This is a genomic window from Mesorhizobium bavaricum, assembly GCF_056781655.1.
Genome location: NZ_CM165566.1, coordinates 6532060 through 6554150, shown reverse-complemented (window position 1 = coordinate 6554150; position 22091 = coordinate 6532060). Strand labels below are relative to the sequence as shown.

The 22091-nt window shown below is 62.5% G+C and carries 24 protein-coding genes; 16 read left to right on the top strand and 8 right to left on the bottom strand.

Annotated features, from left to right (window positions below; genetic code table 11):
- The first annotated feature begins 61 nt into the window (after nt 1-61).
- Genes AC1RZR_RS31755 through AC1RZR_RS31745 form a run of 3 tightly spaced genes read left to right on the top strand, consistent with a single transcriptional unit; the run spans nt 62 to nt 2751 of the window.
- On the top strand, nt 62-892 hold the full coding sequence (locus AC1RZR_RS31755) for an ABC transporter ATP-binding protein (RefSeq protein ID WP_481827093.1): 831 nt from the start codon (nt 62-64) through the stop codon (nt 890-892).
- Complete coding sequence (locus tag AC1RZR_RS31750) at nt 889-1704, top strand: ABC transporter permease (protein WP_481827092.1); 816 nt, start codon at nt 889-891, stop codon at nt 1702-1704. The genes AC1RZR_RS31755 and AC1RZR_RS31750 overlap by 4 nt, the downstream gene beginning before the upstream one ends.
- Nucleotides 1705-1740: 36 nt before the next feature.
- Nucleotides 1741-2751, top strand: a complete 1011-nt coding sequence (locus tag AC1RZR_RS31745; RefSeq protein WP_481827091.1) for an ABC transporter substrate-binding protein — start codon at nt 1741-1743, stop codon at nt 2749-2751.
- Between the two features lie 39 nt (nt 2752-2790).
- Here AC1RZR_RS31745 and AC1RZR_RS31740 read toward each other — a convergent pair whose 3' ends face one another.
- Nucleotides 2791-3216, bottom strand: a complete 426-nt coding sequence (locus tag AC1RZR_RS31740) for a hypothetical protein (protein ID WP_481827090.1) — start codon at nt 3214-3216, stop codon at nt 2791-2793.
- Nucleotides 3217-3315: 99 nt separating this feature from the next.
- Here AC1RZR_RS31740 and AC1RZR_RS31735 point away from each other — a divergent pair, with 99 nt between their 5' ends.
- The 8 genes from AC1RZR_RS31735 (at nt 3316) to AC1RZR_RS31700 (ending at nt 11812) form a co-directional block, all read left to right on the top strand.
- A complete protein-coding gene (locus AC1RZR_RS31735; RefSeq protein ID WP_477271202.1) occupies nt 3316-4344 on the top strand; it encodes a putative B6 ABC transporter substrate-binding protein in 1029 nt (342 codons plus the stop codon).
- 77 nt (nt 4345-4421) lie between these two features.
- Entirely contained in the window at nt 4422-5990 is a 1569-nt protein-coding gene (locus AC1RZR_RS31730) for a putative B6 ABC transporter ATP-binding protein (RefSeq protein ID WP_477271200.1), read from the top strand.
- The gene (locus AC1RZR_RS31725) at nt 5987-7084 is read left to right on the top strand and encodes a putative B6 ABC transporter permease subunit 2 (protein WP_481827089.1); all 1098 of its coding nucleotides are present in this window, start codon (nt 5987-5989) and stop codon (nt 7082-7084) included. The genes AC1RZR_RS31730 and AC1RZR_RS31725 overlap by 4 nt, the downstream gene beginning before the upstream one ends.
- 3 nt (nt 7085-7087) lie before the next feature.
- Nucleotides 7088-8023 carry a putative B6 ABC transporter permease subunit 1 gene (locus tag AC1RZR_RS31720; RefSeq protein WP_477271196.1) on the top strand — a complete coding sequence of 312 codons (936 nt, stop codon included), beginning with the start codon at nt 7088-7090 and terminating at the stop codon, nt 8021-8023.
- A gap of 45 nt (nt 8024-8068) precedes the next feature.
- On the top strand, nt 8069-8875 hold the full coding sequence (gene pldA, locus AC1RZR_RS31715) for a 4-pyridoxolactonase (protein ID WP_481827088.1): 807 nt from the start codon (nt 8069-8071) through the stop codon (nt 8873-8875).
- A gap of 25 nt (nt 8876-8900) precedes the next feature.
- On the top strand, nt 8901-10079 hold the full coding sequence (gene ppaT, locus AC1RZR_RS31710; protein ID WP_477271192.1) for a pyridoxamine--pyruvate transaminase: 1179 nt from the start codon (nt 8901-8903) through the stop codon (nt 10077-10079).
- A 35-nt stretch (nt 10080-10114) separates the two neighbouring features.
- Entirely contained in the window at nt 10115-10861 is a 747-nt protein-coding gene (gene pldH, locus AC1RZR_RS31705) for a pyridoxal 4-dehydrogenase, SDR-type (protein ID WP_481827087.1), read from the top strand.
- A gap of 117 nt (nt 10862-10978) precedes the next feature.
- Nucleotides 10979-11812, top strand: a complete 834-nt coding sequence (locus AC1RZR_RS31700; RefSeq protein ID WP_477271188.1) for a sulfite exporter TauE/SafE family protein — start codon at nt 10979-10981, stop codon at nt 11810-11812.
- 72 nt (nt 11813-11884) lie between these two features.
- Here AC1RZR_RS31700 and AC1RZR_RS31695 read toward each other — a convergent pair whose 3' ends face one another.
- Together AC1RZR_RS31695 and AC1RZR_RS31690 are read right to left on the bottom strand one after the other, a co-directional pair.
- Complete coding sequence (locus AC1RZR_RS31695) at nt 11885-12631, bottom strand: SDR family NAD(P)-dependent oxidoreductase (RefSeq protein ID WP_379093255.1); 747 nt, start codon at nt 12629-12631, stop codon at nt 11885-11887.
- Between the two features lie 296 nt (nt 12632-12927).
- A complete protein-coding gene (locus tag AC1RZR_RS31690) occupies nt 12928-13293 on the bottom strand; it encodes a hypothetical protein (RefSeq protein ID WP_481827086.1) in 366 nt (121 codons plus the stop codon).
- A 2-nt stretch (nt 13294-13295) separates the two neighbouring features.
- Here AC1RZR_RS31690 and AC1RZR_RS31685 point away from each other — a divergent pair, with 2 nt between their 5' ends.
- Complete coding sequence (locus tag AC1RZR_RS31685) at nt 13296-13481, top strand: hypothetical protein (protein ID WP_481827085.1); 186 nt, start codon at nt 13296-13298, stop codon at nt 13479-13481.
- A gap of 110 nt (nt 13482-13591) precedes the next feature.
- Here the strand turns inward: AC1RZR_RS31685 and AC1RZR_RS31680 are convergent, their stop codons facing one another.
- The 3 genes from AC1RZR_RS31680 to AC1RZR_RS31670 all read right to left on the bottom strand — a co-directional run bounded on the left by AC1RZR_RS31680 (nt 13592) and on the right by AC1RZR_RS31670 (nt 15127).
- Nucleotides 13592-13891: a helix-turn-helix domain-containing protein gene (locus AC1RZR_RS31680; protein WP_477271180.1), complete on the bottom strand. Its 300-nt coding sequence runs from the start codon at nt 13889-13891 to the stop codon at nt 13592-13594.
- Between the two features lie 46 nt (nt 13892-13937).
- Complete coding sequence (gene ku, locus AC1RZR_RS31675) at nt 13938-14774, bottom strand: non-homologous end joining protein Ku (RefSeq protein ID WP_481827084.1); 837 nt, start codon at nt 14772-14774, stop codon at nt 13938-13940.
- A gap of 161 nt (nt 14775-14935) precedes the next feature.
- The gene (locus tag AC1RZR_RS31670) at nt 14936-15127 is read right to left on the bottom strand and encodes a hypothetical protein (RefSeq protein ID WP_481827083.1); all 192 of its coding nucleotides are present in this window, start codon (nt 15125-15127) and stop codon (nt 14936-14938) included.
- 85 nt (nt 15128-15212) lie between these two features.
- Between AC1RZR_RS31670 and AC1RZR_RS31665 the strand changes: the two genes are divergently transcribed.
- A complete protein-coding gene (locus AC1RZR_RS31665) occupies nt 15213-15536 on the top strand; it encodes a hypothetical protein (RefSeq protein WP_481827082.1) in 324 nt (107 codons plus the stop codon).
- Nucleotides 15537-15586: 50 nt separating this feature from the next.
- On the top strand, nt 15587-16849 hold the full coding sequence (locus AC1RZR_RS31660; protein ID WP_481827081.1) for a DUF763 domain-containing protein: 1263 nt from the start codon (nt 15587-15589) through the stop codon (nt 16847-16849).
- Between the two features lie 521 nt (nt 16850-17370).
- Here the strand turns inward: AC1RZR_RS31660 and AC1RZR_RS31655 are convergent.
- Together AC1RZR_RS31655 and AC1RZR_RS31650 are read right to left on the bottom strand one after the other, a co-directional pair.
- Nucleotides 17371-18156, bottom strand: a complete 786-nt coding sequence (locus AC1RZR_RS31655; protein WP_481827080.1) for an SDR family NAD(P)-dependent oxidoreductase — start codon at nt 18154-18156, stop codon at nt 17371-17373.
- A gap of 13 nt (nt 18157-18169) precedes the next feature.
- A complete protein-coding gene (locus tag AC1RZR_RS31650; protein ID WP_477271168.1) occupies nt 18170-18904 on the bottom strand; it encodes a FadR/GntR family transcriptional regulator in 735 nt (244 codons plus the stop codon).
- 192 nt (nt 18905-19096) lie between these two features.
- On the opposite strand from AC1RZR_RS31650, the gene uxuA reads away from it, so the two are divergent.
- Nucleotides 19097-20281, top strand: a complete 1185-nt coding sequence (gene uxuA, locus AC1RZR_RS31645; RefSeq protein WP_481827079.1) for a mannonate dehydratase — start codon at nt 19097-19099, stop codon at nt 20279-20281.
- A gap of 574 nt (nt 20282-20855) precedes the next feature.
- On the top strand, nt 20856-21875 hold the full coding sequence (locus tag AC1RZR_RS31640) for an isopenicillin N synthase family dioxygenase (RefSeq protein WP_477271164.1): 1020 nt from the start codon (nt 20856-20858) through the stop codon (nt 21873-21875).
- Nucleotides 21876-22091: the final 216 nt, after the last annotated feature.

Genomic DNA, 22091 nt, shown 5'->3' with positions numbered 1-22091 from the left:
CCTGCCTTCGCGGGCCGCACGTTGCCGGTGCGGCCGACGACAATGCGCGGGGCGACAAGCCATGCGCATTGAAACCATTCGAGCCGCCGGCGACAGGCCAGCCCATATCCGCCATGAAGATCTGATCTCCGCCAAAGGCGTTTCAGTGGTCATGGCCCGGCAACTGATCCTCCAGAACATCGACCTTTCGGTGCCAAAGGGGTCGTTTGTCTCCCTTATCGGCCCGTCCGGTTGCGGGAAGAGCACCTTGCTCAAGGTGCTGGCCGGGCTGGTGCAGCCGAGCCAGGGCAGCGTTTCGATCGCCGGGCTCGCTCCGACCGAGGCGGCGCGCAAGCGGATGATCGGCCTCGTCTTCCAGGACGCCAATCTGCTGCCGTGGAAAAACGCCGTCGACAATGCCTCGATGCTGCTGGGTATCGCCGACAAGTCGCTGTCGCGCTCGGACTTGCGGGCGCGCGGGCAGGAGATGCTGGAGCTGGTGGGACTGGGCGATTCCGCCCACAAGCGCCCAAACGAACTGTCGGGTGGCATGCGGCAGCGGGTCGCCATCGCACGCGCCCTGGCGCTCGATCCGGCGGTGCTGCTGATGGACGAGCCGTTCGGCGCGCTTGACGCCATCACCCGCGACGCGATGGGCCAGTCGCTGCTGGAGATCTGGCAGCGCACCGGCAAGACCATCGTGCTCGTCACCCATTCCATCGACGAGGCCATTCACCTGTCCCGCCATGTTCATGTGCTGGGGATCAAGCCGGGGCGGATTACCGAGAGCCTCGACATTGCACTGCCTTATCCGCGCGACCTTTCGGTCACGGAGGATCCGGAGTTCGTCAGGTTGGTGGTTCAGTTGCGGACGATGCTGCGCGCCAGCCATCAACCGGGAGGCGTATCTTGAGCGAGCAAAGCATCACGGATCTTTCCGAGCCGCGGCTCGTCTCGAACTGGAGCGCGGCGACAGGCAGTTGGCTTCCCGCGGTCATCCTCCTGCTGGCGACAATCGCGGCGTGGGAAGCTGCCGTGCGGATATTTTCCATATCCGCCTTCGTCGTTCCCGCCCCGTCCGAAATCGCGCAATCGCTGGTCGCGCAATGGGGCACGCTGATGCAGGCGACCCTGGTGACGGCAGGCGAGATCCTGTTCGGCTTCCTGGTCTCGGTCGTGGTCGGCATTGCCATTGCGCTGGTCATTGTCCGCTTCGACTGGTTGGGGCGCGCGCTGTACCCACTGGTGGTGCTGTTCCAGAACGTGCCCAAGGTGGCCCTCGCGCCGATCTTCATCCTGTGGTTCGGCTACGGGCTGGCACCCAAGATCGGCTTGATCCTGGTCATCGCCTTCTTCCCGGTGACATTGTCGATGCTGGCGGGCATGCAATCGGTCGACCGCTCGCTGCTGTCGCTGATGAATTCGGTCGGTGCCAGTCCGACGCAGATCCTGTTCAGGATCCGCGTTCCGCACTCGCTGCCGAACCTGATGGCCGGAACCAAGATCGCCGCCACGTTGAGTGTGATCGGCGCCATTGTCGGCGAATTTGCCGGCGCTTCGGACGGTCTCGGCTACGTCATCCAGTTCGCTTCGACCCAGCTCGATACGGCGCTGGTCTTTGCGGCGCTGCTGCTCGTTTCCGTGCTCGGCATCGCCTTCTACTACGCCGCCGAAATTCTCGAACGCATCGTGGTGCCCTGGGCACCCAAATTCAGCCAGGCCTAGGCCTTCGAACAACCAAAATCATACAAGGGAACAACAATGCTGAGACGCTCACTTATCAAGGCCGCTGCCTTCGCGGCGTTTGTCGGTGCTATCGGCTTCTCCAACGCGGCTTTGGCGGCCGACAAGGTCAACGTCCAGCTCGACTGGGTGGTGCGCGGCAACCACGCCATGTTCTTCGTCGGCAAGGAAAAGGGCTTCTTCGCCAAGAACGACATCGATGTGGCCGAGATCCGCAAGGGCTCCGGTTCGCCCGACGCAATGCGGCTGGTGGGCAATGAGAACGCTGATTTCGGCTTCGGCGATCTTCCCACGCTCGCCGTTGCGCGCTCGCAGAATGTTCCGGTCGTGGCGCTGGCGGCCGTCAATCAGCAGTCACCGCTGGGGATCATTTCGCTGGCCAAGACGCTGAAGCTGGCAAAGCCGTCCGATCTCAAGGGACTGACCATAGGCATTCATCCAGCCGGCTCCACCTACATCTTCTTCAAGGGCTTCCTGGCCGCCAACGGCCTGACCGAAAAGGACATGACGCTGAACAGCGTCTCGCCGCCCTATGAAAGCTACCTGCTCCTCGGCCGGGTTCAGACCGTCGTCGGTTATGTCGACGCGGAGGTTCCCGAACTGGAGGCCAAAGCCGGAGGCCCCGGCTCGCTCAGCATCATGATGGGGGCGGACTACGGCTGGAAGGCCTATGGCTCGGGCCTGTTCACCTCGCAGACGATGATCAAGGACAAGCCGGACGTCGTGCGCCGCTTCGTCAAGGCCTACAGGGAGGCCTTCGACTATGTCGTGGCTCATCCGGACGAGGCCGCCGAGATCACGGCCAAGGCAGCGCCCGGCTATGCGGAAAAGAAGGATGTGTTGCTGGCGCAGATCAACGCCGACATCGCATCGACGTTCAACAGCCCCGACACCAACGAGCACGGTCTCGGCTGGATGACGAAGACGCAGTGGGAGGAAACCTTGAAGACGCTGACGGATCAGGGCGTGCTCAAGGCGGCGTTGTCGGCGGACGATGTCTTCACCGACGCATTCCTGGCAAAAGAATAAGGGGGCGCGCGGTGTTCGAACGGACGGCTCGATGAGCGCCTACCGGCAGAGCAGACTGTCCTGCGCCATGGCGCAGGACACGGCACGCTCGCCTTTCACCGCGTCGGCGCGGTTTAGCGTGATCTGCACGCGGGTGGCATATGCGCGGCCCGACAGGCCGCACCAGAGCCGCTCGACGGGCAGGTTCTCGCGCTTGTCGTTGAGGATCGTGAACGTGCCGGTCTTCGGATCGAACCAGAGTTCGATGCGGGCGCTTCTGCCCGGTTCGACCGTTGCGATCCCCGCCGAATACCAATGGGCGAAGTCGGCGTTGCAGGACAGCCCTTCGCTGCCCGCATTCGAGATCGTCAGCGGCACCAAGTCGAGCCCGTCGGTGCCCGTGCGGACGGTGACATGGTGCAACTCAACCGCGCTGGCGAAGGAGGAGAACGCCAGCGCCACCGGAAGGACATAACGGATCTTCAATTTGCCTGAACTCCATATGCAATTTGCCTATGCAGTCTATCTCGCTTTCGCGCAATAACAATAAGAATAATGATTGGTAGATCAAACAGAGAGGGTAACATGTTAAAGCTTCTTAAGAGCAGTGTAAGTGCAGCTATATTGAGTGGCGTCTTGATGGGCGGCGCGCTTGCCGCCGAGGTCAAGTCGATTGCTATTCTGACACCCGAAGAGGGCACGGATTTTGGCTGGAACCAGCAAGGCATCGACGCCGCCAAGGCGGCAGGCAAAGCCGCCGGCGTCGAAGTGGTCGTCGCCCAGGGCCTCGGCTATGGCGACGTTCGTCCGACATTGCGGGAACTTGCGTCCGACGGCGCCAGCCTGCTGATCGCCCACGCCAGTGGCTACAACACCTCGGCTCCCGAGATCGCCAAGGAATTGAAAGTTCCGGTGGCGATCGTCGACACGCCGACCGGTCTGGAGAAGGGCCTCGTCGCCGACTACACGCTGAGCGGCCACCAGGGCGCCTATCTCGCCGGCCGCCTCGCCGCCAAGATGTCACGCTCCAAGTCGGTCGGCATCGTGGTGTCGGGCGAACCGCCATCGTGGAATTCGCAGTCGGCGGCGTTCGCGCAAGGCGTGAAGGCGGAGAAGCCGGACGTCAAGATCACCTATGCGGTGATCGGACCCGCCGCCTATAGCGATGCGGCCGGCGGCAAGCGCGTCACTGAAAGCGTGATCGCGGCGGGCGCGGACATCATCTTCGGCCAGGGCAACGGTTCAAGCTTCGGCATGCTGCAGGCGGTCGAGACCACCAAGGCCGCCGATGGCGGCAAGGTCTATTTCATCGACGTCATCGGCGACAAATCGTCGATCGACAAGGGCTTCCTGCTGTCGTCGGTGGTGTGGAACATCGAGCCGGTCTATGCGGCGATGATTGCCGATCTGAAGGCCGACACGTTCGGCACCAAACACTATACGATCGGCCTCCAGGATGACTCGGTCAAGCTGCTGAAAACCGCGGCGATCCCGGACAATGTCTGGGCCGAAATCCAGGCGCTGCGCGAAGACGTCATTTCCGGCAAGATCAAGGTCGATCCGGTCTATGACGCGGCCGCCGTCCGGGCGCTGATGACAAGCGTCGCCCAGTAAGGCGATCAAGGTCGGCTGCCGGAGGGGTGATCCGTTCACCCCTCCGGACGATTCCCATTTTCTGGTGCTGGGCTTTCATGAGCATTTTTTCTTCATCGTCTGTTGTCGTGCGCGACATCGTCGCGCTCGAAGGCGTGACCAAACGGTTCCCCGGCATCGTCGCCAATGACGGCATCGACCTGGCGATCCGTCCGGGTGAGGTGCATGTGCTGCTCGGCGAGAACGGCGCCGGAAAATCGACGTTGATCGGCATGTTGTCCGGCCTGCAGCAGCCGGACGAGGGGCGCATATTGGTCGACGGAAAACCGACCCCGATCACCTCGCCGCGCCATGCCTTGTCGCTCGGCATCGGCACCGTCTTCCAGCACATGATGTTGGTGCCGACGCTGACCGTGGCTGAGAACCTGTTGCTTGGTGGGCCCTGGTGGCAGCGGCCCAGGACCGAGGAACTGGCGGCGCGTGTCGCCGAGATCACCCGCACACTCGGGATCACGGTGAAGCTGCATGCCAAGGTGTCGGAGCTTTCGCTTGGCGAACAGCAACAGGTCGAAATCCTGCGCGCGATGGTCCGCAACAGCCGGTTGCTCATTCTCGACGAGTCCACCTCCATGCTGACGCCCAAAGGCATCGACGAACTGGGCGCGCTGATGCGTCGCCTCGTCGAGCAGGGCCTGGCGATCGTCTTCATCACCCACAAGCTCAAGGAGGCGGCGGCCTTCGGCGACCGCATCTCGGTGCTGAAGCTCGGCCGCAAGGTCGGCGAGATCCCGCCCGAGCGGTTTCGCGCGCTGGGCGAACAGGAGATCATCTCGGAGATCGTGGAACTGATGTTCGGCAAGCAGAAGGATGATCCGGAAGCTGTCGAACGTCCTGTCCGCACTGTCCGCGCCGAAGCGGCTCCGCTGCTTCAGGTCGCGGATCTAGCGGTCGCCCCGACGGACAATGCGCCCGGCCTGTCGTCGATCTCCTTCGACATCCGCCCTGGCGAGATCCTGGGCATAGCCGGCATCGACGGCAACGGCCAGAAGCAGTTGGCGGAGGCACTGGCCGGCCAGCGCGCGGCGACGGGCGGTTCGGTGAGGCTGGAGGGCGTTGCCATCGAGGCGCTGAGCGTCGGCGAACGCCGCCAGCGCGGTCTGCGCTACCTGACCGACGACCGGCTGGGCGAGGGCACTGTCGGAACCTTCCCGGTTTCGATCAACTTCTTTCTCAAGCAGGTCGGCGCAGCGCCGTTGTGGCGCAACGGCGTCGAGCAGCGCGCGGAGATCGACAGGCGCGCCGCCCAGCTGGTGCGCGAATACGATGTGCGTACGCCAAGCCTGAAGACGCCCGTCGCGCGGCTGTCCGGCGGCAACATCCAGAAGGTGCTTCTGGCGCGAGAACTGGCAGAAGGCGCCAAGGTGGTGATCTTCAACAAGCCGACCTATGGCCTCGATCTCGCCAACACCGTGGCGTCGCGCCAGCGCATCCGCGACACGGCCGCGCGCGGCCTTGCCGTGCTGCTGATCTCCACCGACCTCGAGGAATTGCTGAGCATGTGCGACCGCATCGCCGTCATCGCCAACGGAGCGCTGGTCGGCACCGTCGCGAACGCCGACGATGCCCGCACCAGGGTCGGTCGCCTGATGATCGGACTTGCCGCATGAGCATCGACACCGCACCCACGGTCAGTGCTACCGCGCTCGATGCGACGAGCGGGGCGGCGACGCACCGCGACATTCTGCACCGGCTGCTGATGACCCTCGGCCCGATCCTTGCCGCCCTCGTCATAGCCGGCTGCATCCTGCTTGCCGTCGGCGTCGACCCGCTCGCCTATTATGGCTACGTGCTGGAGAAAGGCCTGTTCTCGCCGCTCGGCATCCAGCAGACGCTGACGCGCATGGCGCCGCTGCTCTTCCTTGCCGCTGGCCTGATCGTGGCCTTTCGCGCCGGCATGTGGAATCTCGGCGGCGACGGCCAGTTCCTGCTCGGCGCGGTGACGGCGGCCGCCAGTGCTCCGGTGTTCGTTCAGATCATGCCATCCTGGCTGGCGCTGATCTGCGCGTTCCTCATTGCCATGGTGGTGGCGATGATCTGGTCGCTGGTGCCGGCCCTGCTGCGTGCCTATCAGGGCGTCAACGAGATCATCACCACGCTGATGATGACGTTCCTCGGGACGTCGCTTGCCAATGTGCTGGTCAAGCTGGTGTTTCGCGATCCTGGCACGACCGTGCCGCAGACCCGCACGCTGCCGGTGGAAGACCGGCTGCCGCGCCTGTTCGAAACAACCATTACCAGCGGCCTGCTGTTTGGACTTGCGGCGATCATCATCGTGCATCTGGTGATGACGCGCACGGCGTTCGGGCTGAAGCTGAGGATCGTCGGCGCCAACCCGCGCGCGGCGATTCATTCGGGGCTTGGCGTGCCCGGCCTGACCATCGCCGTCTTCGCCATTTCGGCCGGGCTTGCCGGCCTAGCCGGCGCCGTCGACATCATCGGCGTCCAGGGCAATGTCCGCGCCGACTGGAATCCCGCCTACGGGCTTGCCGTTATTCCCGCGGTGTTTCTTGCCCGCATGAACGGCTTTGCCGCCATCGGTTTCGTGTTCCTGCTTTCGGTGCTTTCGATCGGCGGCGAGAGTGCGGCTCGGCGGCTCGGCGTACCCAATCATTTCACGCTGGTGCTGGTCTCCATCGTGCTGATCGTGCTCGCGCTCGCCGAATATTTCGATCACCGCTACAACCAGTCGCGGAGGGCTTAGGGCATGACCGGGCTCTTCAGCGAAGTCTTTCTCAGCGCGCTCCTGTTCGGCGCCGTCACCGCGGCGATCCCGCTGCTGCTTGCCGGGCTCGGCGAGCAGATGTCCGAGAAGGCGGGCGTGCTCAATATCGGCATCGAAGGCATGATGCTGGCCGGCGCCTATCTCGGCTTTGTCGGCGCCTTCTATTCCGGGTCGCTGTGGCTGGGCTTTCTCACCGGTGCCGCCGGCGGCGCAGCGGTGGCGCTTGTCATGGCGCTGCTTTGCGTGCGCATCGGGCTGAACCAGATCGTCATTGGTATCGCACTGACCTTGGGACTGGAAGGTCTGACGGCACTGCTCCATCACTTCCAGTTTTCGCGCAGCTATCCGCGCCTGCCGGCAGCGGACGCGACGGTCATTCCGCTGCTTTCGGACATTCCGGTCATCGGCCCTGCGTTCTTCAAACAGCATCTGATCGTCTATCTGGCGGTCGCGCTGGTTTTCGGCATGCGCTACGTCTACCGGCGCACACAACTGGGCCTCAACCTGCAGGCTGCGGGCGACAAGCCGGCCGCGCTCGATGTCGCCGGCATCGACGTCGTGCGAACCCGCACCATCGCCGTGTTGACGACCGGAGCACTGGCCGGGCTTGGCGGCGCCTATCTCGCCAATGTCGGGGCCGGGCTATTCATTCCTTTCATCACCAATGGCGCAGGCTTTCTCGGCATCGTGCTGGCCATGCTGGCGCGCGGTCGCCCGATCTGGGTGCTGTTCGGCGCGTTGCTGTTCGGGGTCTGCCTGTCGCTGACGACAGCAATGCAGGTGGCCGGCATCAACATACCGACCGACATCATCCAGATGCTGCCGTTCCTGGCGGTGATGATCATGCTGGTGCTGTTCGGCCGGCGCGCCAGTCTGCCGGCAGCGCTGGGCATTCCATACGAGCGCGGCGCGCGCTGATCACAATCAAGCGCGGACGGGACCCGCGCCAAACAGGAGGCAAGAATGTCGGATACCAAGGTCTACCTGCTCGACGGCGGCTCGCTCGTTCTCGACGGATATCACGTGTTCTGGAACAGGGGCCCTGGCGGCGAAGTGCGCTTCCCCGTCTATTCGATCCTGATCGAGCATGCCGAGGGCCGGTTTCTCATCGACACCGGCTACGACTACGATCACGTGATGAAGGTACTGCCGTTCGAAAAGCCGATCCAGGAAAAGCACCAGACCATCCCCGGCGCTCTGGCGCTGCTCGGCCTCGAACCGAAGGACATCGACGTCGTCGTCAATTCGCACTTCCACTTCGACCATTGCGGCGGCAACAAGTACTTTCCGCACGCCAAGAAGATCTGCCACCGCAGTGAGGTGCCGCAGGCCTGCAATCCGCAGCCTTTCGAACACCTCGGCTATTCCGACCTGAGCTTCTCGGCGGAAGCGGCGGAGGCGCGCGGCGCGACCGCGCAGTTGCTGAAGGGCACGACGCGCGCCAACTCGACCTTCGAGGGCATCGATGGCGACGTCGACCTTGCAAGGGGCGTCAGGCTGATCTCGACGCCTGGCCATTCGATCGGCCACTACAGCCTCCTGGTGGAGTTCCCCAAGCGCAAGCCGATCATGTTCACGATCGATGCCGCCTATACGCAGAAGAGCCTTGAAACGTTGTGCCAGGCGGCCTTCCACATCGATCCGGTGGCGGGCGTCAATTCGATGCGCAAGGTGAAGAAGCTGGCCGAGGACCATGGCGCCGACCTGATGTATTCGCACGACATGGACAACTTCAAGACCTACAGGACCGGCACGCAATTCTACGGCTGACCGTTACCAATGCGGAGACAAGACCATGCGCTATTTTGACCATGCCGAACCGGTCATCACACTCACCTCGGGACCGGTGAACGCCTATCCTGATGTGCTGCGCGGCCTCGGTCGCACGGTGCTCTACGACTACGACCCGGCGTTCCAGCTCTTTTACGAGAAGGTGATCGACAAGGCGCAGAAGGCGATGCGGCTGTCGAACAGGCCGGTCATTCTGCATGGCGAGCCGGTGCTTGGCCTGGAGGCTGCCGCAGCCTCCCTGATCGCGCCCGACGACGTCGTGCTCAACCTCGCCTCCGGGGTTTACGGCAAGGGGTTTGGCTATTGGGCGAAGCGCTATTCGCCACAACTGCTCGAGATCGAGGTGCCCTACAACGAGGCGATCGACCCGCAGGCGGTTGCGGCAATGCTGAAAGCGCATCCGGAAATCACCGTCGTTTCCGTCTGTCACCACGACACGCCGTCCGGCACCATCAATCCGATCGACGCGATCGGCGCGCTGGTTTCGGCGCATGGCGGTTATCTCATCGTCGACGCCGTCTCGTCCTTTGGTGGCATGAAGACGCACCCCGAGGATTGCCAGGCCGATATCTATGTCACCGGCCCGAACAAATGCCTGGGTGCGCCTCCCGGGCTGACGATGATGGGTGTCAGCGAGCGGGCCTGGGCCAAGATGAAGGCAAATCCCCTAGCGCCGCGCGCATCGATGCTGAGCATCGTCGACTGGGAAAATGCATGGTCAAGGAACGAGGCGTTTCCGTTCACGCCGTCCGTCTCCGAGATGAACGGGCTCGACGTCGCGCTCGACCTCTACCTTGGTGAGGGGCCGGAGGCGGTGTGGGCGCGCCACGCGCTCACGGCCAAGGCCATGCGCGCGGGCGTCGCCGCGATGGGCCTGTCGATCTGGGCCGCCAGTGACAAGATCGCGTCGCCGACAACGACCGCAGTCCGCACACCCGAAGGCGTCGACGAGAAGGCGCTTCGCCAGGCCGCGCGCGCCCGCTACGGCGTGGTGTTTTCGTCGGGCCGCGGCGAAACATTGGGGAAGCTGACACGTGTCGGCCACATGGGCCCGACCGCCCAGCCGATCTATGCGATCGCGGCGCTGACGGCACTTGGCGGCGCCATGAACGCGGCAGGGCAGAAGCTCACGATTGGCAAAGGCATCGATGCTGCGCTGGCAGTGATCGATGCCGACGCCTGACCAGAAATTAGATCACGGATTGAGGGAGAATTTTCATGACTGAACGGCTTGTGGGCAAGACGGCCCTGGTTACTGGCGCCGCGCAGGGTATCGGCAAGGCGATCGCAGCGCGGCTGGTCGCCGACGGCGCCACCGTCATCGTCAGCGACATCAACGCGGAAGGCGCCAAGGCGGCGGCGGCGTCGATCGGTGGAAAGGCGAAGGCGATCGCTGCCGACATTTCCGATCCGGCATCCGTCAAGGCGCTCTTCGCTGAAATCCAGGCCCTGACAGGGGGCATCGACATTCTGGTCAACAATGCCAGCATCGTGCCGTTCGTCGCCTGGGACGATGTCGATCTCGACCATTGGCGCAAGATCATCGATGTCAACCTGACAGGTACCTTCATCGTCAGCCGCGCCGGCACGGACCAGATGCGTGCGGCAGGCAAGGCCGGGCGCGTGATCAGCATCGCATCCAACACCTTCTTTGCCGGCACACCGAATATGGCGGCCTATGTCGCCGCCAAGGGCGGGGTCATCGGCTTCACCAGGGCTCTCGCCACGGAACTCGGCAAATACAACATCACCGCCAACGCGGTAACGCCTGGCCTGATCGAGAGCGACGGCGTCAAGGCGAGCCCGCATAACGAGGCCTTCGGCTTCGTCGAGATGCTTCAGGCGATGAAAGGCAAAGGGCAGCCGGAGCATATCGCCGATGTGGTTTCGTTCCTGGCTTCCGACGATGCGCGCTGGATCACCGGCCAGACGCTCAATGTCGACGCCGGGATGGTGCGCCACTAGTCTAAAGCGCATCGCGTACCCAAAACCACTGCACACTTTGGGCGACTCGCATCGGGTCGCAACAGCGGACGGGTGCGGCCAAAAGTGCCCGCCACGGCCATTCAAGGGGAAATCATGGTGAACTTCGGATTCGCGTCGATGTTCGACGGGCTGACGGTTGCAATGCTGGTCGCCGGCCTGGCCATCACCGGCGTGGCGTCCGGTGTGCTGGCCGGCCTGCTGGGGGTCGGCGGCGGAATAGTCATCGTCCCGGTGCTGTTCTGGGTGCTTGCCCTGTTTCACTTTTCGCCTGATGTGACCAGTCATCTGGCGGTCGCGACGTCGCTTGCGGTCATCATTCCCACCTCGATCTCATCGATGCGGTCGCACAACAAGCGCGGCAATGTCGATCGGCCCCTGCTCAATCTCTGGGGACCGGCGATTTTCGCCAGTGCCCTCATCGGCGGCATCATGTCGAAATTCATTCCGGGCGCCGGCCTGCGGCTGGTTTTCGGCGTCGTTGGCCTGCTGGTGGCCGTCAACATGGCGATGCCGAAGAACCTTGTGATCTCCAATCACCTGCCGCAAAGCGGCTGGATCAACCGAGCGATTGCCTCTGTCATCGGCGTTGTCTCTTCGCTCATGGGAATTGGCGGCGGCACGCTCTCGGTGCCGACGCTTTCCAGCTTTTCCTTTCCGGTACACCGAGCCGTCGGCACGTCGTCCGCGCTCGGCCTGCTGATCGCGCTTCCAGCGGTGGCCGGCTTCATCTGGTCGGGTCTCGAGGTTGCTGGCAGGCCTCCGCTTAGTCTGGGTTACGTCAACCTGCCGGCCGTTGCCATCATAGCGCCCGTAAGCTTTCTGTTCGCACCCTTGGGCGCAAGGCTCGCTCACGCGCTCAACCCGCGTTACCTGAAACTTGCCTTTGCGTTCTTCCTGGCGATCACCGCCGGGAGGATGCTGCTCTCCTGAATCTCGGGCCGCGTTCGCCCCTGAAACTGCTGTGAGCCTGGCCCGTGTTTCGCGAATTCTCGTGGTTTGGGATCAGTAGGTGGCGCGGCCGCCGGAGAGATCGAACACCGATGCGGTGGTGAAGCTGTTTTCCTTCGAGACCAGCCAGGCGACCATGTTTGCCGCCTCGTCGACTTCCAGGAACCGGGCCCGCGGGATCTTGGCCAGCATGTAGTCGATATGCTCCTGTTTCATCTGGTCGAAGATCGGCGTGCGCGCCGCGGCCGGTGTGATGCAGTTGACCGCTATGTCGTAGCCGGCAAGCTCCTTGCCCAGCGACTTGGTCAGCCCGATGACGCCTGCCTTGGAAGCCGAGTAGGCCGAAGCATTGGGATTACCTTCCTTGCCGGCGATCGAGGCGATGTTGACAATGCGGCCGTAGTTGCGCGCCTTCATGGCAGGCACGACAGCGCGGTTGACGTGAAAGGTTCCGTTGAGGTTGATATCTATGACGCGCCGCCAGGCGTCGAGCGGATACTCATCGAGCGTATGGTTGGGCCCGGCTATCCCGGCCGAATTGACCATGATCGAGACGGCCCCACTCTCGTTTTCGGTGCGGGCGTGCGCCGCAAGCACCGCCTCGGCATCGGTGATGTCGACCAGCACTCCCCTGGCTGCATCGCCGAGTCCGGCAACCGCCACCTCCAGCCCTGCCTCGTTCATGTCCCACAGGCTCACCCTTGCGCCCGATGCGACCATCCGCCTGGCAAAGGCCAGGCCCAGTCCCTGCGCTCCGCCGGTGACGACGGCGACCTGTCCTTCAAGATCGATTTTGTTCATTCCGTTCAATCCTTGGCGATATGCAGCCACACGGCGGCACGACTGGTTTCGGCATGGAAATCGCCGATCGGGCACTGCTGAAACCCGTCGTCTGGCGTTGTGGCCTGACGCTTTCTTTGTGCGGGCGGGCAGTACCGACATCTTCAGGCAGCCGAGCCCAGCGTCAATGGTGTCGGCGAGAGCAATTCCATAAATGTGCTAGGGTGACCTGGATCGTCACGCTCTGCCGGAACGCTAGCGGCAGCGAAGGCAGCTCGGATGCTTGCCTAGAAAGCCTTCCAGTCTCGGGTCGACGTTCAAGACAATCCGGAGTTCTGCAGCTTGGTCAGTTGTTCCTCGGCTCCGCCTATGGCTGCGGCCATCAGCCGGTCGAAATCTATCATCGCCTCGGAATGCCCATGGTCGGCGATGGATTTTCGAAGAATCCGAATTGCAAGGATCGCGTCCTCCAGTGCCTGCTCGACGCTTTTCACCATGTTGGTCCGCTCCTCTCTTTTGCCAATAACCGTCTGGGAGAGCCGGCGTTCCGGCCATCGGTAGGGCGATGGTGCATTTTTCGTTGAAGCACGGCTGGAGCGGCGCAACGCAGCCTGGCCGGATGCGGACAGATGGTGCGGGCAAAACAAAACCACATCGAGAGCACCGATTTGATAGTCTCGCATCGATGAAACAGGAACTTATGGAGAGTGCGGTCGTCTTGCTGCAGCAATATCGCGACATCCTGGTCGCGAGCTACGCACCTGTCGGCCCGGACGGGACACCGCAGCAGAGCACGGATCCGCTGGAGGTGGCGGCATTGGACGACATTGGCGCGCTCGACGAACTCATCCGCGAAATGTCATCGAACTGATCAGGTGTCTGGTCGTCGTTCCCCTAACTTGTCGACCAATTCCTGCGCCTGATGACGGGCCAGCCCTCGTAGGGGCGGTTCGCGCAGTCCGGCACCTCAAGGACGGCACGTTACATTTCGCTGCTCTCGATAATTCCGGCTTCGCCGTCTCGAACACGCGTGCGCGACGTCGTCGACCTCCTGAGCCGGACGCCAGGCCCGCCATGGGCTGTCTCGTCCAGAAAGGCGACGCCCGCCAGTTCGAGCGCCGACAGGATTGCGACGAGCTTGTCCGCGGCTGGAACACGCTTTCCTTTTTCGAAATCCCGAACCGTTCCCTCGCTCACATTCGATTTTGCACCAAGCCTGGCCTGCGGCCAATCCAACAGGCCACGTGCTGCACGGCATTGCTGCGGAGTAAGTCTGCTCACAAATCTCTCCTGGATCGGGCACGTCCTGGTGCTAGCCGTCTTGGTGCTAGGCGGTCTTGCGCTTCGGCGGGGCGGTCTTTTCAGGTGTCCCCAACTCTTCCTGTCTGAGGCTCTTTTTCAGCACCTCGGCCAGGTTGATGACATTCTCTTTCGGCTTCGGCGCCGGCTTCGGCAGCTGCTTGCCCTTGCGCTTCGCATCGATCATGGCAATCAGCGCATCTTCGTAGGTGTCCTCGAACTTCGAAGGATCAAACGTCGTCAGCTTCTTGTCGATGAGCATGCCGGCGATTTCGAGTAGCTCTGGATCATATTTCTGTGTCCTCAAGCCGTCGAACACGCTGTCCTGCGAGACCATTTCATTGTGGTTTCGCAGCTCGGTCATCACCATGCCTTTGCCATAGGGCTGGATCAGAACCTCGCGGCCCCGCTGGTAAAGCACGACGCAGGATCGCGCGGCGACACCCTTGTTCCTCATGGCATCGCGGATCACACCGTAGGCCTCGAGTGCAGCGCCATCGGCCGGGATCAGGTAGTAGGGTTTCTCGAGGTAGCGTGTGTCGATCTCGTCAAGCGATACGAATTCACCGACCTCAAGCGTATGGTTCGACGTCAGCTTGAGCGCCTTGATGTCGTCGGGCTCGATCTGGAGGAACTCATCCTTTTCGACCTCGAAGCCCTTCACCTGGTCTTCCACGTCGACCGGCTTTCCGGTCTCGTCGTCGGCGTAGACGCTTTTGACCGGGAGTCCGTCCTTGCGGTTCAATATCCTGAAATGAACCTTCGACGCCTCGCTGGTGGCGCCGACGATCTTCACGCCGCAGGAAACCGAACCGACCTTCAAAAAACCTTTCCAGGCAGCACGCGGCGCGACCATTTTGCTCATCCCGTTTCCAGTCAGGGCAAACGAGTTTCCGTTCAAATCGTTCCTCCGGTATTGGCTTGGCTACCATTCTCGTTCTGGTCCGGGCAGCAGACCCCACCTGGTTTCTGCTGCGGTCAGGATCGGCAAAAATCCGACGAGCCCGCCATGGTGCGATGACAGGTCTATTCGGCGTCGCCGCTGCCGACCCTGTCGGGCTTTGTCCGAGCAGATGCCTGCTGCAGGGCTTCGCGCTGGGCCCTGAGCTTTGCGGTCTTTACTTCTCGGGCTGAGCGCTCGATGTCGATGATCTCCTTGGAAATCCGGTCAGCCTGCGCACGCAGCTGATACGGGTCGCGCATTCTCCGTTTCGCCATTCAAGCCTCCAGACGAGAGATTTTCCAGGGCTCTTAAATCGCCTGATGGCTGAATTGTTCCGATCGATACGATGAGACGCGATCAATGTACGAAATCGTACATCAACGAGATCGATCTCGACTCGGACTTTGCCTTCAGGGAAACTGTGCCGGGGAGGAAGGGTCGATGCGGCCATTGCCACGCAATGTCGATGCCGATGCGGTGTTGGCGATCGGTGCCTACCTTGACGATCAGGCACATTCCGTCCCGATATCCGTTCGCGGCGGCATCGATGAGGTTCCCAAGCGAACCGCTACAAGTTTGTCCGATCATCAATTGGAAGAGCTCATCATCGAAAGCGCAGCGGCCAGACATCTCGCGCTGCTGCTTGATGTTCGCCCAGCCAAGGGCGACAGCAGGCTTTCCTGACAGGGCCGCAACACCTATCTCTACGCAACGAGCAACGCGGGCGGCACAACTTGGCGCAACGATCGGGAAGTGCTGATCTCCCACTGCATGGCGGTCGCGTGCCCAAATGGCTCGGTGACCGCATGACCCGCCTTGGCGCGGTGATGTGCGAGGCGATCATCCATCACTATGGCCGAACCGAATTGCTGCGCCGCCTGGCACACCCGTTCTGGTTCCAGTCTTTCGGCGCGGTCATGGGAATGGACTGGCATTCCTCCGGCATCACGACAAGCGTTGTCGGCGCCCTGAAACGTGGCCTGTCACCGCTCTCCGGCGAACTCGGCATTCATGTGTGCGGCGGGCGTGGCGCGCATTCGCGCAAGACCCCGCACGAACTGGCATTGATCGGCGAGCGTGTCGGGTTCGACGGAACCGGCCTGGCCAAGGCCAGCAGACTGGTCGCCAAGGTCGATAGTGCCGCCGTCCAGGACGGCTTCGATCTCTACCTTCACGGCTTCATCGTCACCGACGATGGCGACTGGGTCGTGGTGCAACAAGGCATGAACGGCGACAGCAAGGTGGCGCGTCGCTATCATTGGCTATCCGAGGGGCTGACGAGCTTTGTCGACCAGCCGCATGCCGCGATCGAAGGCGCCAATCAGGGCGAGATCGTCAACCTGACCGACCGGCGCGCCGATGCTTCGCGTCACGGCCAACTGGACCTGCTGCGGGATCTGGGACCCGATCGCATCGTGAAAGAGTTTGCCTTGCTGGAGCATGGCTCTCCACCCGCTCCCGCGCAGCCGCTGTTGCCGTATCTCGTCATGCCGGCCCATCATGACGTCCGCGAAAGCGACGTCGTCATGCGCCGCCTGCACGGCAATATCGCTGCCGCCGCCGAACGCGGGCCCGCCGATTTCTCGGAACTGCTCATGGTGCCCGGCGTCGGTGCCCGCACCGTGCGTGCGCTGGCGATGGTGGCCGAGGTCGTGCATGGGGCGCCATGCCGGTTTTCGGACCCCGGCCGGTTCTCGCTGGCGCATGGTGGCAAGGATAGACACCCGTTCCCGGTGCCGCTGAAAGTCTATGACGAGACGATCGGCGTGCTGAAATCGGCCGTTCACAAAGCAAGGCTCGGCCGCACCGAGGAAATCGATGCATTGAGACGGCTGGACGACCAGTCGCGCCAGGTCGAGCGCTATGTCACCGGTCCCAGCCTGAAGGAAATCGTGGCAGGGGAGTTCGACCAGTCGCATATGCTGGGCGGCCGCAGTGTTTTCGGATGGGAGCCACCGCCGCAAGCGCAACCGGTTCGAGCCGGCAGCAAGGAATGAACTGGGCCGAGCGAAGGCTCCAACAAAACGCCGGAGCCTTCGCGTTTACAGGGTATCAATAGTAGCGGATCCAGTAGGATCGGCGGAAACATCTCCGGCGCCAGCGGCCTCGACGCCAATAGCGACGGCAAACCACGCGCCATGCACGCCGCCGCCTCCATACACGCCGCCGCCTCCATCGATAGTACTGCACGGGTTCGACGTCATTCTGGCTATCAGGACCCGGCTCCACAAGGTCGTCTACCGGCTTGTCCAGCTCATCGAGAATGCCGTTCCCAGTGCTCGGGATGCCAGCCACCGCCCTCACGGGGCGAGCTACGGTGACCACGGCCGCAGCGCCCGCCAATCCTAACATTCCAGTCAGAAACAATCGCCGATCCATGCCAACCTCCATCGTTGATCAACGCGACAAGGAGGAAATAGAGCATTTGGTCGAGGCGCCTAGATGCCGGGCTAAATCTGTTCAAAACCAGAAATCGACTTTGGGTGCGGGTGCGCCGTAGTCGGCCGTATCGGAGATGCTACTTCACGCCAATGCCGGCGGTCAGGCCGCCATCTATTTTGTAGTCGGCGCCGGTGCAGAACCCGGCTTTCGCCGAACACAGGAAAGCGATGAGTTCCGCCACCTCTTCCGGCTCGCCGATGCGGCCGATAGGGTGCGCTTCGCCGAAGCGCTTGTAGGCCGCCTCGACATCGGCATCGGTGCCATTCTCGCCGCGTGCCGCCTTTTCCAGGATCGGGGTGCGGACCGAGCCCGGGCTGACCGAATTCACGCGGATTCCCTGACGTGCGTAGTCGAGCGCCAGCGAGCGCGTCAGCGTGTGGATCGCGCCCTTGGTCGTCGCATAGGCGGCGACATTCTGCTGGCAAGCGTGACCCTGTACCGAAGCCACATTGACGATGGCGCCGCCACCCCGGCGGATCATTTCCGGAATGCCGAAATGCGCGGTCAGATAGATCGAGCCGACATTGACCGACATCGCCTTGTTCCAGGTCTCGAAGTCGGTGCTGGTTGCGGTTCCGTACGGATGGACCGCCGCGGAATTGACGATGATATCGAGGCCACCGAACCGTTCGACGCCGGTGGCGACCGCGTCACGAACCTGATCCGGCACGGAGACGTCGGCGTCTATGACGAGCACGCCTGCTCCAGAGCTTTCCAGTTCCGCTTTCAGCGCCGCATTGGCCGCGCGATCGATGCCGCAGGCGATGATCGCGGCACCACCTGCCGCAAGACGTCTGGCTGTCGCCAGGCCGATCCCGGTTGTGCCGGTCACCAAGGCGACCTTGCCGTCGAAATCCTTCATTGTGGGAACTCCATCATTGGCGGTCGCAGGCCGGCTCTTCCGGCAGGAAGCGCAAGCCGAAGTCGAGATGGCGGCTGATCAGGTAGGCGTAGGCCAGCCTGTCGCGCGCGCGCAGCGCAGCAATGATCTCGCCATGTGCTGCCCTCGTATCGGCCAGGATCGGGCGTCTTTCCTTGCCGATGGTCATAATCCGCAGGATCACTGGCGAAAGGAAGGAATACATGTCCGTCAGCATGCGATTGTCCGCCAGCCTGATCAGCGCCATGTGGAAATTGAAATCGTTTTCGGCGGCCTCTTCGGCCGAGTGGCTGCCGACGATCCGGGCGTTGATCTCGTCGAGCGCGTCGAGCTGTTCGTTCGAGGCGTGGAGCACGATATGGTCACCGATGCCGACCTCGATGATGCGCCGGTAGCCCTGTATGTCGGCGAAGGACGAGCGCGAGATGTCCATGTGCGCGGCGAAAAAATTCTGGATGGCGATGCTCTGCCCGTTGGCCAGGACGGCGCCGACGCGGGGTTTGGGGTCGATAAGCCCGTAGGTGCGGATGGTGCGCAACGCTTCGCGCACCGTGTTGCGGCTGGCGCCGGTGAGTTCGCTGAGCTCACGCTCCGTCGGCAGCACGTCGCCGACATTCAGCTGCCGCACGCGGATCAGGTCAAGAATCCGACCGGCCGTCGTGTCGACCGCCGAGCGGCCGCTGATGCGCCGCGCGGCGGCGTTCTCGCGTGCAGCCTGAGAGTGTTCCAAACGTCGAGCCTTCTTTTAATTGTTGGACCAAGATAGCGCAGGATTTGAGGAAAACAATCGACTCTGGCCTACGGTCATAGGATTTCAATTGAAGTTCGGGGAAGGAGCACTTGAAATCAGTTCAGATTTTTGGTTTGACTCCCGTTATGGTCCAACAATAAGTTGCCCTTCTCTCGCAGAAGGAAAGCGGCAATGGAACAGTGCTGGCGCTGGTATGGACCCGACGACCCGGTAACGCTTGATCATGTCAAGCAGGCGGGCGCGACGGGCATCGTATCAGCCCTGCACGACATCTATGACGGGCGCGCCTGGCCGCTCGAGAGCATTCTGGAGCGCAAGCGGATTATCGAGGCGGCAGGGCTGACCTGGTCGGTCGTCGAGAGCATTCCCGTCCACAACTCGATCAAGATCGGCGCGGCGGAAAGGCTCCGTTATGTCGGCTGGTACAAGGAGACGATCCGCGCGCTTGCCAAGGCCGGCATCACCACGGTCTGCTACAATTTCATGCCCGTGGTCGACTGGACCCGCACGGATCTGGCCTATCGACTGCCGACGACGGGTTATGCCTTGCGTTTCGACGCGATCGATTTCGCGGCCTACGACCTGTTCGTGCTGAAGCGCCGGAATGCCGAGGCCGGTTACAGTGCAGCGCGTATCGCCGAGGCGGATACGCGACTGAGGGAGTTGAGCGCTGAGAAGATCGACAGGATCGAGCGCAATCTGATCGCCGGCCTGCCGGCGACCGAGCGCAGCTACGACCGGGACAGTTTTCGCGAGGCCCTGGCGGACTACGATGCGATCGGCCCTAAGGAATTGCGCGACAACCTTGCCTGGTTCCTGCGCGAGATCATTCCGGTGGCTGAGCAGGAAGGGGTGCGCATGTGCATCCATCCCGACGATCCACCCTTCTCGCTCTATGGCCTGCCGCGCATCGTTTCGACCGCCGAGGATGCGCGCTTTATCCTCAACGCCGTTGACAGTCCGGCCAATGGCCTGACCTTCTGCACGGGCTCCTACGGCACACGCGCCGACAACGACATTGTCGCCATGGTCAAGGAGTTCGCCGACCGCATCCATTTCGCCCATCTGCGCAACATCACCATCGAGGAAGACGGCTCGTTTTACGAAGCCGAGCATCTCGAAGGTGGCACCGACATGGCGCATGTCATCCTCGCTCTGATGCAGGAAGAGGCGCGCCGCAGCAAAGAAGGTCGCGCCGACTGGCGCATTCCGATGCGCCCCGATCACGGCCATCTGCTCGCCGACGATATCGGCAAGACCAGGATCAATCCCGGCTACTCGCTGATTGGCCGGCTGAAAGGCCTCGCCGAACTGCGCGGCATCATGCGCGCCGTGGAGACGTTCGGGTTGGCTTGAAGCCCTCAAGCGATCGCGCGATCGCATGCGTAACCAAGCGCTCTGTCGGTCCAAAGCCTTGGGCCGGTAATCTAGCTCTGTGGATCGGCGCTCTCAACGGCGAGGTCGCGTGCGACAACGGCGCGCCTGTGGTGCGAGCAAGCGACGGAACAATGTTGCCGGTCGGTTCAGCCTTTAGCGTGGCGGATGAAAAGAAGGTCGACTACGGCTGCCAAGTTGAACCTGTTCGATGCCGCCGATCTCTGGAGACGTGAGGCGCGATCCGGCGAGTTACTCGTCTTGCCCGCGAGTCGATTGCCTCCTCCTTGCAACGGCCAACCCGCCCGGCCTCGAGGTTATGCCGAAGTCCGCATAACCCTCTCCGATTTTAGAATACCTGTTGGGAACATTATTTGCCCGCAAGCCATAATATGCAGCGCTGACTTTCTTCTATCCGGCCCAGATTGGAGTGTCCGTTGCTTTGATCGGCCGGCCCGGCGTGTAACCTTGGATGCACGATCCGTGCCCGGAGTGCTTGCCGATGGGTCGCTTCTACTTCTCCTCGGCACGGGCAGGGAAAAGAAGGAACCTGACCATGCCCAGAATTGTGCCGGTACTCGATCTGAGCCGTGTCGAACAAGGGGCGTCCGAGCATCGCGCCTTTCTCCTGGACCTGCGCGCGGCAGCCCGGGACGTCGGCTTCTTCTATCTCAGCGGCCACGGAATTTCCGCCTCGGAGATCGATGACGTGCTTGATGCCTCGCGGCGGTTCTTCGCATTGCCGGAGGCCGACAAGCTGGCGATCGAAATGGTCAAATCCTCGCAGTTTCGCGGCTACACGCGCGCCGGCGGTGAGCTGACCAAGGGCGCGGCCGACTGGCGTGAGCAACTCGACATCGGCGTCGAGCGCCAGCCCATACCGCAAGGGCCGGGAATTGCGGCCTGGACGCGGCTGCAAGGGCCGAACCAATGGCCCTCGGCATTGCCCGATCTCAAACCGGCGCTGCTGGCATGGCAGACCAGGGCCACGGCGGTGGCGATCAGGCTGCTGAAAGCCTTCGCGCTGTCGCTTGACCAGCCCGAGGACGCCTTCGACTCGATCTACAGGGACTCGCCCAACCATCGTATGAAGATCGTGCGTTATCCCGGTCGTGACGCGACGGATGGCGACCAGGGTGTCGGCGCGCACAAGGATGGCGGCTTCCTGACCCTGCTGCTGCAGGACGACAACAAGGGGCTGCAGGTCGAATATGATGGAAGCTGGGTCAATGTGGATCCGATCCCCGGAACGCTGGTCGTCAACATCGGCGAACTGCTTGAACTGGCGTCGAATGGGTATCTGCGCGCCACCGTTCACCGCGTCGTGACGCCGCCCGCCGGCGTCGAGCGGATTTCCGTTCCCTTCTTCTTCAGCGCGCGGCTGGATGCGACCATACCGCTTTTGACTTTGCCCGAGGAACTGGCGGCGGAGGCACGCGGTCCGGCAAGCGATCCCGACAACCCGTTGTTCCGCGACGTCGGCACCAACGTCCTGAAAAGCCGTCTGCGTTCGCATCCCGACGTGGCGCGCCGCCACTATGCCGATCTTCTTGAAACCGGAGCGGTGCGCCCATGAGGCTGGTGGGAAGCGCTGAACATAATTTCGCCGTTCGGGGCATTCTTTGGAATGCCATTCGTCGCCAAAGCTCTGAAATAGGCTCAAACAGGTAAAATCGTTCGGCGGTCTCCTCCCATTCCGCTGAACGGTGTTCCCCTCTGAAGGTTTTAACCTTCTTTTGGCCGGGCCGCATTCGAGCCCGGCCATTTTTTGTGCTGCGGTCCAGGGTGCGGC